Origin of the sequence: Bacillus sp. RHFS10, assembly GCF_016757475.1 — a bacterium.
Classification (GTDB): Bacteria; Bacillota; Bacilli; order Bacillales; family Bacillaceae; genus Bacillus; species Bacillus subtilis_G.
Genome location: NZ_JAESPO010000002.1, coordinates 276,961 through 292,335 on the forward strand (window position 1 = coordinate 276,961; position 15,375 = coordinate 292,335).

General features: G+C 44.9%; 15 protein-coding genes and 1 other annotated feature. Of the genes, 4 read left to right on the forward strand and 11 right to left on the reverse strand.

The genetic code is table 11. From position 1 onward, the window contains the following. Positions 1-24 precede the first annotated feature (24 nt). From JMN17_RS08055 to JMN17_RS08080, 6 genes are all read right to left on the reverse strand, one after another. Positions 25-783: an SDR family oxidoreductase gene (locus JMN17_RS08055; protein WP_202327864.1), complete on the reverse strand. Its 759-nt coding sequence runs from the start codon at positions 781-783 to the stop codon at positions 25-27. 88 nt (positions 784-871) lie between these two features. Beyond that, positions 872-2,050: a D-alanyl-lipoteichoic acid biosynthesis protein DltD gene (dltD, locus tag JMN17_RS08060; RefSeq protein ID WP_202327865.1), complete on the reverse strand. Its 1,179-nt coding sequence runs from the start codon at positions 2,048-2,050 to the stop codon at positions 872-874. Then, positions 2,050-2,286 (reverse strand): D-alanine--poly(phosphoribitol) ligase subunit DltC, encoded by a 237-nt coding sequence (gene dltC / locus JMN17_RS08065; RefSeq protein ID WP_087993226.1) that lies wholly within the window; start codon positions 2,284-2,286, stop codon positions 2,050-2,052. Before dltC ends, dltD begins: the two co-directional genes overlap by 1 nt. A 16-nt stretch (positions 2,287-2,302) precedes the next feature. Beyond that, the gene (dltB, locus tag JMN17_RS08070) at positions 2,303-3,490 is read right to left on the reverse strand and encodes a D-alanyl-lipoteichoic acid biosynthesis protein DltB (RefSeq protein WP_202327866.1); all 1,188 of its coding nucleotides are present in this window, start codon (positions 3,488-3,490) and stop codon (positions 2,303-2,305) included. Then, positions 3,487-4,998, reverse strand: coding sequence for a D-alanine--poly(phosphoribitol) ligase subunit DltA (gene dltA, locus JMN17_RS08075; protein WP_087993224.1), 1,512 nt, complete (start codon positions 4,996-4,998; stop codon positions 3,487-3,489). Before dltA ends, dltB begins: the two co-directional genes overlap by 4 nt. 17 nt (positions 4,999-5,015) lie before the next feature. Then, positions 5,016-5,165 (reverse strand): teichoic acid D-Ala incorporation-associated protein DltX, encoded by a 150-nt coding sequence (locus JMN17_RS08080; protein ID WP_039075082.1) that lies wholly within the window; start codon positions 5,163-5,165, stop codon positions 5,016-5,018. Positions 5,166-5,611: 446 nt separating this feature from the next. On the opposite strand from JMN17_RS08080, the gene JMN17_RS08085 reads away from it, so the two are divergent. Beyond that, positions 5,612-6,547, forward strand: coding sequence for a 1,4-dihydroxy-2-naphthoate polyprenyltransferase (locus JMN17_RS08085; protein ID WP_087993222.1), 936 nt, complete (start codon positions 5,612-5,614; stop codon positions 6,545-6,547). Between the two features lie 143 nt (positions 6,548-6,690). Continuing rightward, the gene (gene ywaC, locus JMN17_RS08090; protein ID WP_087993221.1) at positions 6,691-7,323 is read left to right on the forward strand and encodes a GTP pyrophosphokinase YwaC; all 633 of its coding nucleotides are present in this window, start codon (positions 6,691-6,693) and stop codon (positions 7,321-7,323) included. Positions 7,324-7,348: 25 nt separating this feature from the next. On the opposite strand, the gene JMN17_RS08095 is transcribed toward ywaC, so the two are convergent. The 3 genes from JMN17_RS08095 to ywaE form a co-directional block, all read right to left on the reverse strand. After that, positions 7,349-8,716 (reverse strand): M28 family metallopeptidase, encoded by a 1,368-nt coding sequence (locus JMN17_RS08095; RefSeq protein WP_202327867.1) that lies wholly within the window; start codon positions 8,714-8,716, stop codon positions 7,349-7,351. A 154-nt stretch (positions 8,717-8,870) separates the two neighbouring features. Next, the gene (tyrS, locus tag JMN17_RS08100) at positions 8,871-10,112 is read right to left on the reverse strand and encodes a tyrosine--tRNA ligase (protein WP_087993219.1); all 1,242 of its coding nucleotides are present in this window, start codon (positions 10,110-10,112) and stop codon (positions 8,871-8,873) included. A 41-nt stretch (positions 10,113-10,153) separates the two neighbouring features. Next, positions 10,154-10,366: a binding site (T-box leader), on the reverse strand. Further along, a complete protein-coding gene (ywaE, locus tag JMN17_RS08105) occupies positions 10,361-10,876 on the reverse strand; it encodes a tyrZ transcriptional regulator YwaE (RefSeq protein WP_202327868.1) in 516 nt (171 codons plus the stop codon). (Overlaps the previous feature by 6 nt.) 150 nt (positions 10,877-11,026) lie before the next feature. Here ywaE and JMN17_RS08110 point away from each other — a divergent pair, with 150 nt between their 5' ends. Together JMN17_RS08110 and JMN17_RS08115 are read left to right on the forward strand one after the other, a co-directional pair. Then, positions 11,027-11,740, forward strand: coding sequence for a YwaF family protein (locus JMN17_RS08110; RefSeq protein WP_202327869.1), 714 nt, complete (start codon positions 11,027-11,029; stop codon positions 11,738-11,740). Between the two features lie 111 nt (positions 11,741-11,851). Further along, complete coding sequence (locus JMN17_RS08115) at positions 11,852-12,712, forward strand: glycosyltransferase family 8 protein (protein WP_202327870.1); 861 nt, start codon at positions 11,852-11,854, stop codon at positions 12,710-12,712. A gap of 50 nt (positions 12,713-12,762) precedes the next feature. Here the strand turns inward: JMN17_RS08115 and sacY are convergent, their stop codons facing one another. Next, positions 12,763-13,605 carry a transcription antiterminator SacY gene (gene sacY, locus JMN17_RS08120; protein ID WP_087993215.1) on the reverse strand — a complete coding sequence of 281 codons (843 nt, stop codon included), beginning with the start codon at positions 13,603-13,605 and terminating at the stop codon, positions 12,763-12,765. A gap of 54 nt (positions 13,606-13,659) precedes the next feature. Then, a complete protein-coding gene (gene sacX / locus JMN17_RS08125) occupies positions 13,660-15,039 on the reverse strand; it encodes a SacY negative regulator SacX (RefSeq protein WP_087993214.1) in 1,380 nt (459 codons plus the stop codon). Positions 15,040-15,375: the final 336 nt, after the last annotated feature.

Below are 15,375 nucleotides of genomic sequence, written 5' to 3' on the forward strand. Positions count from 1 at the left end.
TTCATAAGAAAAAAGCAGGAGAAATTAATTCTCCTGCATGTTCATTTGTTCGAACACCCTGTCATAATCGGCGCGAGTGGCATTACGAAGACCTTCAACACGTTCATTTGTAATCTCTTGTTTGCCTTCTTTCAAGCCGTCCAAGAAATATTGAACATATTCTTCAGCTGAAATGCCGCGGTACGTCAGGCCTTGTTTATCGCGTGACTTTTGGTTTAATCCCGTGTCCACCATAGGAGGCGCCATTTCAATCACTTCCACGCTCGTATCGCGGAGTTGGTGTCTGAGCGTAAGCGAGAACGAGTGCAGCGCCGCTTTTGTTGCGCAGTACACTGGATAAACAGCTAACGGGTTAAACGCAAGCCCCGACGTGACCTGAACAATTGCCGCCTCGGATTGCTTCATCAAATGAGGTGTGAAAAGGGCTGATAAATGGACAGGCGCTTGGAAATTAAGTTCAATTTCATCTCCGTCCACAAAAAGCTCCTCAGTCCCTTTGGCAAAGTCGATTTCCTTTTGAATGCCCGCGTTGTTGACGAGAACATTCAGCTCCGGAAATTCCTTTAGAGCCCATTCAAACAAAGCTTTCCGCTGCGAACGGTCTGCAACATCACATTGCTTCGTATGGATGTTTGGGAGCTGCTGTTTCGCTTCCTTGAGACGCGCTTCGCTGCGTCCGCAAATGATGACTTCACTGCCGAGTTCCAAAAGCCGCTTGGCCAGTTCAAGCCCGATGCCCGCGGAACCGCCTGTGATTAAAACTGTATTGCCTGTCATCTTCATGGATGTAACACCTCTAATTCAGTTGGCTGTGATTCCTTTACTATTTCAAATCTTAGCAGGAAATATGCAGCCGCGTCCTATGGGATGCTCAGGATGAAGTGACTTTTCCGGTTCTATAAAATTCGTCAATCGCTTTATCGACATACACCCAGCCTTTCCAGCCGATGTGAATGGTATCTTTCATGAAGTACGGGTCATGTTCATGCCCAGAAAAATCAGCAACCTGGAAGCCCTTCGCTTTAATCTGTTTATTCACCTTTTGGTAATAGTCAGTGCGGCCTTTTTTCGGGAAGCCTGTGTAGTCGTACCATTTTCCGTTAACAGGAATAGTGACAAACATAGGCTCTGCTCCCGCATCCTTCAGGATATCAAGCATCAGCTCGAAATCACCGTATTCCGGTGACACCGCATACGATTTTCCTTTGTTTTTCCCTTTCAGCTTAGGCACTTTCGGCTTTAGCTTTTTATAAACAGGGTTGTCGATGTGAAAATCGTTAGACCCGGAGTGGCGTTTGCCGGATTGTTCTGCGAGTTTATTTAATTCAGCCCATGACTTATCCTTTACTGCCTGTGAGATATGCCGCTTTGGACCGGATGATTCCGTCGCTGAATAATACAGGTCTTTCTTTTCCAGCATGCTGTAATACACTTTTGCCGCCGGCTTCAGCGCGTTCACTTTCCACGTCTGCCCGTTTACGATTGCTTTGTACAGCTCGGAAAGAATCTCATCGTTTTGCACGGCCTTAAAGCGCAGCATGTGTTTCATCATTTTCTTTTTCACATCGGGGTCGACCTGCTCGTTAAACGCCAAATCAAGCCCTTGCAGCGCGGAATAGTTCGGCGCGAAATGCTGTTCATCAGACCCGCGCTTAATAAACCATTGCGGAGACACGATGAATACGATTTTTTTGCTCTTCAACTGATCCATATGGGCAGCGAAGTTTAAAGAATGAATCAATGACTGTGATCCGCCTTTGCCGACAAGGTATGGCGTGAACCCCTCATTGTTCACCTGAAAATAGTTAGATGGGTGGAACTCGTCCAGCCGGGAAAGCTCAGATGACCCGTAAATCGGAAGATATGCCGGATCTTTGAGCATCTGGTCTTGTAAATAAAGCCCTTGAAACATACTTGGGTTCAAGGCTGTTGCTGATTCTTTCACCCGCTTATCGGTGATGAAGCCTGTCAGCCATGAAGATGGAATTGCGATGGCGCCTGCGAAAAGAATAAACGCCAAAATAATTGGACCGAAAAAACGCTTTTTCATTATTTCAACTCAGACAGCTGATTTACAATGTTGTTAGGTGTATTCCATATATCCCGGTCAAACTCAGTGATCGGCACTAAAATATCAAAACGGTTTTCAATCGCAAGCAGCAATTCTACTGTTCCAAAAGAATCAAGCAAACCTTCTTCAAAAATTTCAATATCAGGATTTTCCTTTACGATGTCATCCTGGCAAACCTCTGCTAAAACGTCTAATACCTCTTGTTTAAATTCCATAGCTTTCTAATCTCCTTTAATGGTGGTGATGAAATAGTTTTCCTGAGAAAATATAAAATCCGAAGCAAACGAAGTGGAATGTGATCACAATCGCAAGAGCGGTTGTCCAGCGGTTGGACGGCAGCCATTTGTATTTCTTATTCCACTTCTCGAAAAAGTTGTAACACGTCATCAGCACGGCGTGATAGAGGCCGTAGATGATATATTGCGGCGCAAGCCCGTGCCAAACCCCCATCAGCATAAACAGCAGGAAATACCCGATGTTTGAGACGGCCATACGGTTTTTGATCCACTTTTTCTTTGTCATCCAAAATACAAATCTCATAAACACATAATCTCTGAACCAAAATGACAGAGACATATGCCAGCGGTTCCAGAAATCTTTAATATTTTTACTGATAAACGGTTTATTAAAGTTTTCAGGTGATTTAATGCCCATTATATAGCTGACCCCGACGGCAAACATCGTGTAGCCGGCGAAATCAAAAAATAAATACATGCTGTAGCCGTACATGTACAGGAGGTTCCCAAGAATCTTATTGTGCGTGATCGCGGGAAGATTCATGATGAAGTACGTGTTGATGGCGTAGCCGATAATAAACTTGTACAGGAAACCGATAAAGATTTTATGAATCCCTGTATACAATAGATCGGCGTATTCTTCTTTCGTCCAAGCCTTCTGTTCATCCTTGACGAACCGGCGGTATCTGTCGATCGGGCCGGAGGAAATCGTCGGGAAAAACAGGATAAAATACAGCAGGCGGTGCAGCGGCAGCTGTTCCTTCAGCAGACCGTCTCTTGCTTCCATAATCAGCTGAATGCCTTTAAAGGTTAAATACGAAATCCCTAAAAAGCTGATCAGATTATGTGGCGGGTGGTGCGGCTGCGGGTGTGAAAGAAACGGCCATATTTTTGACAAGAATAAAGGCAGAATCGATGCGATAACAGCCCCGCAAAAGACAAAGCCGCTATTCGCTTTCTGCCTGTACGCCAAGTAGCCGCTGATCAAAAGCACCTGCCATATCGTAAACAGACACAGGGCGATGACCCCGTGTACGTCGTGCGAAAAAATTAAAGCTAATATAATGATAGATATGAACATGTTGTATGCTTGAAATCTTTTTCCGTTCAGGCCGAGAATGATCGTCGGCAGAAGAAGAATGCCAAGCAGTATAAAGAATAAAAACGAGCTGTAAGGCGTCATACAAGAACCTCTTCGCCGATGCGTTTCCGGTCAATTTTGCCGTTAGCCGTCATTTGAATGTGATCCTGGTAAATGAATTTTCTCGGGATCATATATGCCGGAAGGGAAGCGGCAAGCTCTTTTTTAATGGCGCTTGTCAGCTGGAATTCCTTCTGGAACTCATGCTCCTCAGGCACAATAGCGGCGATCAGGTACTCAACTGTTTCGTTTGGCTGATACGGAATCACGACAGCAGAGCGAACGTACTGAGACTGTCTGACATGGACCTCGATTTCCTCGAGCTCCATTCGGTAGCCGTGAAGTTTAATTTGGAAATCCAAACGTCCTTGGCAGAAAATCTGACCATCTTGGATATAGCCGGCATCGCCAGTCCGGTATGCCCACTGCCCTTCATAAGAGAAAAACGCTTTATCCGTCAGTTCAGGTTCGCCAAGGTAGCCTCGGCTTACGCTCGGCCCTGCAATGACGATCTCTCCTTTTTCTCCATCAGGAAGCGGCTGTCCCTGTTCGTCCATAATGAAAATGTTCATATCTGGCTTAGCGAACCCGACGGGAAGCGATTCGTTGCGGCTTATGACGTCATCCGTAATTTCAACAGATGTGACAGCCACTGTTGCTTCGGTCGGACCGTACGTATTAAAGAGGTTTGCTTTCGGAAAACGCTCAAGCAGCGCTTTTGCAACAGAAACCGGGAGTACCTCTCCACAGAACATAAATGTGTCCGCATGAGGCAGCAGGTCCTGTGAAAAACCCGGGTCCATCAGGCACATCTGCACAAAGGAAGGCGTTGATGTCCACACATTCAGCCCGGACTTCTTCAGCTCTTCGAATAAGATTTTCGGCTTATTCACAGCATCCTTTGTCACGCAGTGTAAAGTCCCGCCTGATTGAAGGCACGGATAAAGGTCCATGACAGATAAATCAAATGAAAACGGCGCTTGGTTTAAAAATGTTTTTCCTCCGCTGACTGGAAAATCTGCACAAATCCAGTCTGTGAAGCTTTGAAGATTCGCGGCGGAAATCTGCACGCCTTTCGGATTTCCTGTGCTTCCGGAAGTGTAAATGATATAAAACGTTTCGTGTTCCTTGACCCATTGACCTTGGCTGACAGAGCCGTCTTCGTTTTCCAGCAGTTCTTCTGCTGAAACCGTCTGAATCTGGTAGCTGTCTGCATCAATTGAAAGTCCGGCAGCATGGATTAACAATTCTGCTCCAGAGCTTTCGATAATTTTCGCGATCCGCTCGGACGGAATCGACAGATCAACTGGAATATAAGGATGTCCCGCTTTGACACTTCCCAAGAAGGAAACGATCATGTGCGGCTCCATATGGCCGTACACAAGGATAGGGGCTTTCTTTTCCCCGGAAATGCGTTGTTGGATCGCGGCAGCCGCACGGTCAGACTGCTCCCATAATTCCTGATACGTGAGCGACTGGCCTTGAGAGCGGAAGACAACGGTTTGCGGATAAGATTCCGCATGTGTTTGAATAGCATGTAAAAGTTTCATCTTTATTCTCTCTCCAATTAGAAATCGTTATAAATATATGAACCGGTGTTCGCGGTGTGAAAACCATACATAAAAAACAAAACAAGCAGTATTATCAAATAAAAACCTGTATGACATGTCCACTTGACAGCGGGCTTTTCATACAGCTGTTTCATCAATTGCAGCATATCAAAAATCCTTTCCCGTTTTTTCGACAATCACATGAGTATTTGACGATTAGATGCTCAAAAAGTTTCATTTTTTCCCTAAACTCCTCAAATAAATATATCGGCATTTTGCTATTGAAAATGAATCTTTATACCCGCTAGGGCAAGAATGAATTGTCTGAGGCTGATTCATTATAAAAGGTAAAGGTAGAAGGAGTAAAAATGATCTTTTTAACTTTTAAAAAGCGTAATGCACTTAAAAAAAATTTTCTGTATTTGTTCGTTCAGGTGAAAGCAGAAAACTGATGAAATCGGGGCGGAAAGCGTATAATAAGAAAGAAAACGCCTTCTTGCGGTATCTTGTGAAATGGGGGAGAAGTCATTATGATAGATAAGGAAGCAAAAGGAGTTTTTATCAAAGCTGCCGGCTGAAAAAAGTAAGCCTTTTAATAGAAAGGAAGAGGAAGATGAACCAAACAAATAAGGGTGAGGGTCAGACAGCGCCGGAAAAAGAAAGCATGGGGCAGATCCTTTGGCAGTTAACCCGTCCTCATACGTTAACCGCATCGTTTGTGCCTGTGCTGCTCGGAACGGTTTTGGCGATGTTTTATGTGAAGGTTGATCTGCTGCTGTTTCTGGCTATGCTGTTTTCTTGCTTATGGATCCAGATTGCGACGAACTTATTTAATGAATACTACGATTTTAAACGCGGGTTAGATACAGCAGAATCTGTCGGAATCGGAGGTGCGATTGTACGCCACGGAATGAAGCCGATCACGATTTTGCAATTAGCCCTTGTATCATATGGGATTGCCATTTTACTCGGCGTCTATATTTGCGCGAGCAGCAGCTGGTGGCTGGCTCTGATCGGCCTTGTCGGCATGGCGATCGGCTACCTGTATACAGGCGGGCCGCTGCCGATTGCATACACGCCGTTCGGTGAGTTATTCTCAGGCATTTGTATGGGTTCGGTGTTTGTGCTGATTTCGTTTTTCATTCAGACAGATAAAATCAATTTGCAAAGCATTTTGATTTCGATCCCGATTGCGATACTTGTCGGTGCGATTAACCTGTCGAACAACATTCGCGACATTGAAGAGGACAAAAAAGGCGGACGCAAAACATTAGCGATTTTGATGGGGCATAAGGGAGCTGTCACGGTCTTAGCTGCGTCGTTTGCTGTCGCTTATATCTGGGTTGTCGGCTTGGTCATCACCGGTGCCGCAAGCCCGTGGCTGTTTGTCGTCTTTTTGAGCGTGCCTAAGCCGGTTCAGGCAGTGAAGGGCTTCGTCCAAAAAGAATTGCCGATGAATATGATTGTCGCAATGAAATCAACAGCCCAAACGAATACATTTTTCGGATTCCTGCTCTCGATCGGGTTATTGATCAGTTACTTCCGGTAAAAAGAAAGACCGCTTGTTTTTCGTGCGGTCTTTTTTTGTTACATTCGACCGCATTTTGTAAAAAAATTCATAGAACCATACTGGAAGCAGGGCCGTCTAGTACATGGACAGCGGATAAAGATCCGTTAAAGGAGATGACGAAAATGGATTTATCTGTAACACATATGGACGATTTAAAAATGGTAATGGAAGATTGGAAAAATGAATTATTAGTTTATAAATTTGCGCTTGATGCTCTGGATACAAAGTTCTCAATTATCAGCCAGGAATATAACCTCATTCACGGACACAACCCGATTGAACATACGAAATCCCGTGTCAAAAGCTTTGAAAGCATCGTGAATAAGTTAATGAGAAAGGGCTGCGAGATTACGACGAAGGAAATGAAAGAGCACATCCACGACATTGCCGGTGTTCGCATCATTTGCTCCTTTATTTCGGATATTTATAATGTCGTGAATGTCTTAAAGCAGCATGATGACCTGCGAATCATAAAGGTAAAGGATTATATCCAGACGCCAAAACCGAACGGCTACCGAAGCCTGCATTTAATCATTGAGATGCCTGTGAATTTAACGAACCGTGTGGAATACGTCAAAGCGGAAATTCAAATTCGGACGATCGCGATGGATTTTTGGGCGAGTCTTGAGCATAAAATTTACTATAAATTGAACAATGACGTTCCTAAGCCATTAACAGATGAGCTGAAGGAAGCCGCGGAGATCGCCCATTATTTAGATGAGAAAATGCTGGGGATTAAGAAAGAAGTGGATTAGAAAAGACGGCAAAGTGCCGTCTTTTTTATTGAATATCTTCATAAATGTCAGGGGCTTTCGCCTTCATTTGTTTCTTAATGGTTTTCGCTTTCTTCTCTTTTTTCACAGCCTGATAGACAGCGTTTGTCACAAGATCGCCGGCCTGCTGAAGGCGTTCTTTGCTGACATGTTCGATCGAGTCTTCAGGGGTGTGATACCACGGCTCAACTTCTTCGGTTTCCGGATCTCCCCAAATAAAGTTGGCTGAATCAATGCCGGCTTCGTGGAACGGCACATGATCAGACGATCCTCCCTGTGTCAGAGACAGGCTGTCAAACCCAATGTTTTCAGCGGCCGTCTGGCTGGATTCCCAAACAGCGTTAGATTGGCCGTCCAATGTGTTGACATACAGCTCAGACGCATTCTCCCAGCTTGTGCCGACCATGTCTAAGTTGAAGTTCACTTCACTTCGTTTCAACTCTTTTTCCGATAGATGATCTACATAATATGATGAGCCGAGCAGGCCAAGTTCTTCAGCGCCGAAAGCGATAAAGCGGATTTCTTTGTCGGAAGGAAGGCTTTTTAAGACGCGCGCCATTTCCAGCATGACAGAGGTTCCTGAGCCGTTGTCATTTGCCCCGGGGGAAAAAGGAACACTGTCGTAATGGGCCGTCACGTAGACGATCTCTGGATCTTTGATGTTCTTTGGTTTTTTGATCCCGATGATGTTCTGGGAGGTCTGGTTTGTGATTGCTTTTAGGTTTAAGGTTGCTTCTTTTTGCTGGGTAAGGGTTTCGCCGTCTTCTTTTTTAATTCCGACGACGGGAATGCCGACTTCATTGCCTGACAGGTTTGGCGTCACAGGCACGAGGCTTTCTTTGTTGTTATAAATGATGACAGCCTTGGCTCCGGCGGTTTGGGCATTTTTCGCTTTCTCGTAAAATGTAAGGTCTCCTCTGGAAATCAAAGCGATTTTGCCCTTGGCGTCAGCGGTGAAGTCCTTTGGATAGCCCAAGCCGGCATTGTAAAGCGGAGCTGTCAGCCCTTTTTCTTCTGTAGGGGCTGAGCCGGATGCCGCTCGGAGAAGAATATCGTGTCCTTCTGAAGAAAGCGTTCCCTCAAGCCGGTCAGGAATACCGAATCGTTGAACCTTCACATCAAACTTTAATTTTCTCAAGGATGAAGCGATCAAAAGGGCACTCTTTTTTTCAGCGGCAGTTCCGGCTATTCTGGGACCAATTGTTTCACTAAGCTGAGAAATGGTTGAGTACGCACGCTTTGCGTGAAATGGAAGCTCCCGCTCGTTATCTGATATTTGAACAGCGCGGGCGGCAGGGGTGACACTCTGTGCCGGCATGAGAATCGTACCGGCAGTTAAAACGGCCATCGTCATGACAGTTAAAAGTTTTCTCATCAAAAAGAAACCTCCCCTAATGTATGGATGGGGAATATTTCGGGATGCTAAGGGAATTTCCTGCAAAAAGGAGAGCGTTTTTGAAAAGACAGTGCTTAATACCTGTAAAAAAACGCTTATGAATGAAGGGTCATAAGCGTTTTGGGATATCAATCTATTGGAGTTTTAAAAACTTGCGTTTGCCGACTTGGATGATCATATTCTCCTTTATCTCCGCATTGGCGTGAATATCTGTTATTTTCTCTCCGTCAATTCGGACACCGCCGTTTTGAATCATGCGGCGTGCCTCGCTCTTCGAAGAGAGGAGCTCTAATGTGACCAGCAGATCGACAATCGATAATGTTTTCTCGCCTTCCCATTGGACAGCCGGAATATCATCAGGCAGGCTGTTTTCCTGAAAGACTGTTTTAAACGAGTGTTCGGCAGCTTCAGCCGCTTCGGCTCCGTGATACATTCGGACGATTGTTTTGGCTAAAAGCATTTTGGCATCCCGCGGATGAACGGCGCCGTTTTCTAGGTCTTTCACGAGCTGTTTTTTCTCCTCAAGCTCTAATTCCGTTGCCAATTGGATGTACTTTTTCATCAGGCTGTCGGGCAGTGACATCGTTTTTCCGTACATGTCATTTGGATGTTCATCAATGCCGATGTAGTTATTTTTTGACTTCGACATTTTTTCAACCCCGTCTAAGCCTTCCAAGAGCGGCATAAGGATGACGACTTGTTTTTCTTTGTTGTATCGTTCTTGGAAATGCCGCCCCATCAGCACATTGAAATGCTGGTCTGTCCCGCCTAATTCAATATCGCTTTCGAGAACGACGGAATCGTATCCCTGCATCAACGGGTAAAAGAATTCATGAAGCGAGATCGGTTTTTGCATGGCAATTCGTTCTTCAAAATCGTCGCGTTCCATCAGGCGGGCTACCGTTATTTTGCCTGCCAATTCAATGACATCTTCCAGATTCAATGTTTTCAGCCATTTCGAGTTGTAGTGAAGCTCGATTTTTTCTGGATCCAGAACTTTCCCGAATTGCTCAAAGTATGTTTTGGCGTTGTGCTGAACTTCTTCATCAGTCAGCTGCTTTCTGGCTGCCGATTTTCCGGTCGGATCACCGATTTTTCCTGTGAAATCCCCTATTAACAGCTGGACAATGTGGCCGTTTTCTTGAAATTGGCGAAGCTTGTTTAACACAACTGTATGGCCCAAATGTACATCCGGTGCAGACGGATCTAATCCGAGCTTAATTTTAAGCGGTGTGCCTGTGAAAACGGATTTGACGAGCTTGGCCTTTAATTCCTCCGGCGGTATGACCTCATGGGCGCCAGTCATGTATAGCTGAAGCTGTCTTTCGACTTCTTTTTGCTGTGCTGCTGTGAGCTGCTCAAATGTTTTCATGATTCTTCCTCCTTTTTTAGAAACACAAAAAAGAGCCCATCCCGAAAAGGGACGTGGCTCAATGCACGCGGTACCACCCTGGTTGAAGACATCGTCTTCCGCTCATTCGAATAACGGTTTCCCGTTCTTTGCTACTAAGGTTCACAAAGAAAGCTCGGGGAGGTAATTCACGGTTGCCTGTGCGCCGGCTCGCACCTTCCGCCGGCTCTCTGAAACAGGGAGACAAAACGCTACTGGATTCCCGTCAAAGCTTATGTTGTATGAAGATTGTCAGCTACCTTTCTAAGCAGCTCTGTCAATGTTTTCTGTTCGTTCTTCGTCATACCCGCAATGAGCTCTGTTTCCCCTTTGTGAAACTCCGGGTAGAGCTCTTCGATCGCTTGTTTTCCGGAATCGGTGATGGAGACAAACACGAGCCGTCGATCTCTTGTGTCGATGCTTTTGCTGCAAAAATTCTTTCTTTCGAGCGTTTTGATCACGTTGCTTGCTGTAGCTGTTGAAATGCCTGACAGCTCAGCAATTTTTCTCGTTTCGAGCGCCCCCCATACCCATAGATCATAAAGGATGGAGAAAGCGGTCCAAGAAAGGCTATAGGAAGAAAGAACCTCAGTCTCCATTTTGACACGGAGCTTTTGCGCAGACCGATACAGGTTCGTCGCAATCGATATGGCTTCCAGGTTGAGTGACTCAACGGGCATTTGTTTAAGCTTAGAAAGTGTGTCATGTTCTTCTTTCCGAAGCTGCTGATGTTGATAGGAACGTTCCATTTTTTAGGCCTGCCTTAAATTATCAGAATCATTAGCTATGAAATGAATTGTAACAGAGACCGATTTGAACTTCAAGCCTATATATCGGTTGAATAAAAAAGGCCCCCACAACACCAAAATAAACAAAAACTCGCAAACGGGGGTGCCATCTTGCAAAAATATGTTCAAGCCGTCTATAAACATGATCCGTTTCACCTTTTTTCAGCAGAGCATGTGGTGACATTAGCAGTGATCGCCGTCTTGGCCATTCTGTTGTTTTTGTTCCGCCAGACGGTCAAGCGGCCTAAACTCAGCCAGTTTTTGCGCTATTTGTTTGTGTTTCTGCTGCTTGGCTCGCAAATCGGTTATCAAATATGGATGATCACCGCGGGCAGGTGGTCGGTGCGGACTTCATTGCCTCTCCAGCTTAGTGACCTGTCGGTGTATTTGTCGGCCATTATGCTGGTGACCAAAAGCAGGAAGCTGTTTGTATTTTTATACTTTGTCGGCATCGGCAGTTCGATTCAGGCTCTTGCCACTCCTGATCTCGGTATGTTTTCTTTTCCGCATATCCGATATATCCTCTTTTTTATTTCGCACGGATCTGTGTTTCTCTCCTGCCTGCTGATGACGGTAATTGGGACGTACAGGCTCAGACAGCGTTCTTTGTGGGTGACCGTCCTCATTGTCAATGTGTACGGGGTCTGCATTTATTTGCTTGATCGCTGGCTTGGCGCGAATTATATGTATTTGACGAAAAAACCGGGGGGCTCTTCTCTTTTGGATGTTCTCGGGCCGTGGCCGTGGTATATCGCCTCGGCTGAAGCCATTACGATCGCATGTTTTTACATTCTTTATTGGCTTTATCGCAGGTTCAAAACATGACGCCTTTTTTGTTGTTATAGCACATTCTGTCTAAAGAAATATTGAAGAATAGTGTTTAATTTTCTGAAATCGGGAATGTAACTTGTACAACACAAAGGGAGATGAATACCATTGAAGAAAGATGAAATTATGCATATCGTGTCATGCGCTGATGATAATTATGCTCGTCATTTAGGTGGAATGTTCGTTTCTTTATTGACAAATATGGACCAGAACAGAGAAGTAAAGCTATATGTGATTGATGGAGGAATCGAGCCTGATAACAAAAAAAGGCTGGAAGAAACCACAATGAAATTCGGCGTGCCGATTGAATTTTTAGAAGTGGATACCAACATGTATGAACATGCGGTGGAAAGCAGCCATATTACAAAAGCGGCGTATTACCGCATCTCAATTCCTGACTTAATTAAGGATGAGAGTATCAAACGAATGATTTATATCGATTGTGATGCAATTATTCTGGAGGATATTTCGAAACTGTGGGATTTGGATATTGCGCCATATACGGTCGCTGCTGTTGAGGATGCGGGGCAGCATGAACGCCTGAAAGAAATGAACGTCAGTGATACAGGGAAGTATTTTAACTCAGGTATGATGATTATTGATTTTGATTCTTGGAGAAAGCAAAACATCACTGAAAAAGTCATCAACTTTATCAATGAAAACCCGTCTGAAGACTTTCTTGTGCTTCACGACCAAGATGCGCTGAATGCGATCTTGTATGATCAGTGGTATGAACTTCACCCGCGCTGGAACGCTCAAACTTATATCATATTAAAACAAAAAACGCCTGCGACGCTGTCAGGCCAGAAGCTTTATAGAGAAACGAGAGAGAACCCGGCCATTGTCCACTTCTGCGGCGGAGAAAAGCCTTGGAATTCCAATACAAAACACCCGTATCGCGACCAGTATTTCCATTACATGTCGTATACGAAGTGGAATACAATCAGCAATCCGGCGATCAACCAATAAACTGAATATAAAAACGCTTTTGATGATCTCAAAAGCGTTTTTATTTTGCCTCAGCGTGCGACTGACCGTTGGTAAAATCGCTGAATATGCATGGCGATATAGCATAATTCTTTTTCAGGAAACACAAAGCCGTATTCCTTCTTCACAAATGTACCGATGCTTAGGGCACACAGGAATGCATCCTTAAACTTCTCTTTAATAATGTCGATCATTTCTGCGTCCAGCTCGTAAATGGATTCGCCCGCTTTTATATGCTGGATCGCAAAGCGGAGATGGGTCACAAGCCGCTCATAAGAAATGGTATCTTCTACAATATTGATTGATAGCTGAATTTCAATAATCTCAATGATATCACGGATCATAGTTGTAATATCAAGCGTCTGTGTCATATCACCGGCATTGTTTCTTGCTGTGTGGATATGCATGGCGATATTGCCGATTTCATCATCAGGAATGTGTATCCCCAGTTTATCTTTAATCAGCGCTCTGGCCCACAAGCCGATCTGAAATTCCTTGGGATAAAGGACTTTGATTTCATTCAGCAGCGGATTTTTGATCACCATTCCATTGCTCAGGCGTTCGATCGCAAAGGAAAGATGGTCTGAAAAAGCGACGTGTATGCGCTCGTTGATTTTAATGTTCAGCTCTTTTTCGGCATGGGAGATAATTTGCTCGGAAATCTGAATATGGTCTTCCGGCAATGTTTCTAAAATCTCTTCGAACTGCTTATAGTCAGCTGTGTCTTTTCTGACAAAGGTTTTTTCTATTTTTGACGGATCGACAATATCATTTTTCTTTTTGTCGAACGCAATTCCTGCACCTAAGAGAATCTTCTCTTCACTTTGATCCTTTACGACGATAGCATTATGATTTAAGATTCTTTTAATTTTCATAGCTTTTTTTGTCCTTTCATCCCCCGTTTTATGAATGAAAACGAATAAATCCAGTTATTCTGTCTCTTCTTTAAACCCGAGAAACAATGTAGCTATAAAAGCAGAGACGGCCGCGATCAAAAAACCGATCATATAATGAACAAAATTGGCGGCGCCGAACGGCAGCACGATTGAAATCATCGGAATGCCTGTCAGCCCGTAGGAATTCGACACGACATGTACCGCAACCACGTATGCTCCGCCAATAGCGCCGCCGATGGCAGCTCCGATAAAGGGACGGATCAGTTTGACATTTACCCCGAACACAATGGGCTCCACTATGCCTAAAAACGCGGTGAGGGCAGCGGGGAGCGCAATTTTTTTCAGGCTTGATTGTTTCGTTTTGAAAAAGACCGCAAGTCCCGCTCCGCCTTGGGCCACATTCGCCATCGACCATATCGGCACTAAAAAGTTCACACCGACATGCGGGTCAGCAAGCAGCGTTGCTTCAATCGCATAAAAGCTATGATGCAAGCCAGATAGAACGACAGTGGAGTAGATGCCGCCGAATAGGGCACCTGCGGCAATGCCGGCGTGATCATAAATATAGACAATCGACTGTGTCATGATCTGGCCGATGATGGAAGCGGCGGGATTCATGACAATCAGTGCGAGGCATCCTGTCACCATGACTGTAATAAAAGGAATGATGATGACATCAAGCGACTTCGGCACAATCCATTTTAGTAGCTTCTCAATTCTGCTCATGACATAAACGGAAAGAAGAATCGGGATAATGGAGCCTTGATAGCCCATCATTGGAATATGAAGCCCCCATATGTCTAAGGAAGCAGGGGTTTTGCTGCCGAGCATAGACGGGTCCAGAAGATCGGGATGCGTCAAGAGCCCTGCTAACACTGCCCCTAAATAGGGATTGCTGCCAAATTGCCGTGCGGCACTGAAGCCAACCAAAATCGGCAGCAAAATAAAGGCTGTGCTGGACACGAGGTCGAGCATTTTGATCCAAGGGCTGCCGGCTGCAAACCAGTGAAACACCTTAATCATGCCAATCAGCCCCATGAGCAGGCCGCTTGCTGTGATTGCCGGGATAATCGGCACAAAAATATCGGACAGCGTTTTCGCGAATGCTGCGACAGGGGTCAGCTTCCGGCTGGCCTTTTTCTGTTGAACAGGCTCCTCAGAAGGCGCGGCCTCCCACACTTGAACGACTTCTTTATATATTTTGTTGACGACGCCTGCTCCGAAGATAATCTGGAATAACCCATATCGGAAAAAGGTGCCCTGCACACCTTGTAGATGTTCAATGGCATGTATATCGATTTTCGTCTCGTCTTTTACCTCAAAACGAAGACGGGTCGTACAATGGCTGATGCTGATAATATTGCTTTTTCCTCCTGTGAGGAGAAATAATTCTTTTGCAATCTCTTTTTGCAAGCAATCAAAACCTCCTTTGCTGCAGAAAAGTCGGCTTGTTCATCGTATCAAATGAAAAGTTGACAATCAAAATGAAAAAAGTGAGAAATACCGGCTCAAAATGACAAAATGAGCAGGGACAACAAAAAATGCCCGCGTCGGTGACGGAGCATGAAAATAGGAATAGGGGTTGTCCATGGCGCCGTTATGAGCCCAACACGAAAAGAAGGGTAAAAAATGCCCTGTTTATTAGGCACTAATACTCCCTTTACATCATTGGGTCTTGCCTGCTGACCAGTCACAATCCCTCCATATGTGGCGATAACTGTAATAACGTACATTTTATGCTGTTCATGG

Bases quoted from the DNA above. Each gene is read 5' to 3' on its own strand.
- ywaE (WP_202327868.1), bottom strand. From the start codon at position 10,876: ATGGAACGTTCCTATCAACATCAGCAGCTTCGGAAAGAAGAACATGAC.
- dltB (WP_202327866.1), bottom strand. From the start codon at position 3,490: ATGACGCCTTACAGCTCGTTTTTATTCTTTATACTGCTTGGCATTCTT.
- JMN17_RS08055 (WP_202327864.1), bottom strand. From the start codon at position 783: ATGAAGATGACAGGCAATACAGTTTTAATCACAGGCGGTTCCGCGGGC.
- sacY (WP_087993215.1), bottom strand. From the start codon at position 13,605: ATGAAAATTAAAAGAATCTTAAATCATAATGCTATCGTCGTAAAGGAT.
- ywaC (WP_087993221.1), top strand. From the start codon at position 6,691: ATGGATTTATCTGTAACACATATGGACGATTTAAAAATGGTAATGGAA.
- dltD (WP_202327865.1), bottom strand. From the start codon at position 2,050: ATGAAAAAGCGTTTTTTCGGTCCAATTATTTTGGCGTTTATTCTTTTC.
- JMN17_RS08095 (WP_202327867.1), bottom strand. From the start codon at position 8,716: ATGAGAAAACTTTTAACTGTCATGACGATGGCCGTTTTAACTGCCGGT.
- dltA (WP_087993224.1), bottom strand. From the start codon at position 4,998: ATGAAACTTTTACATGCTATTCAAACACATGCGGAATCTTATCCGCAA.
- JMN17_RS08080 (WP_039075082.1), bottom strand. From the start codon at position 5,165: ATGCTGCAATTGATGAAACAGCTGTATGAAAAGCCCGCTGTCAAGTGG.
- JMN17_RS08085 (WP_087993222.1), top strand. From the start codon at position 5,612: ATGAACCAAACAAATAAGGGTGAGGGTCAGACAGCGCCGGAAAAAGAA.
- dltC (WP_087993226.1), bottom strand. From the start codon at position 2,286: ATGGAATTTAAACAAGAGGTATTAGACGTTTTAGCAGAGGTTTGCCAG.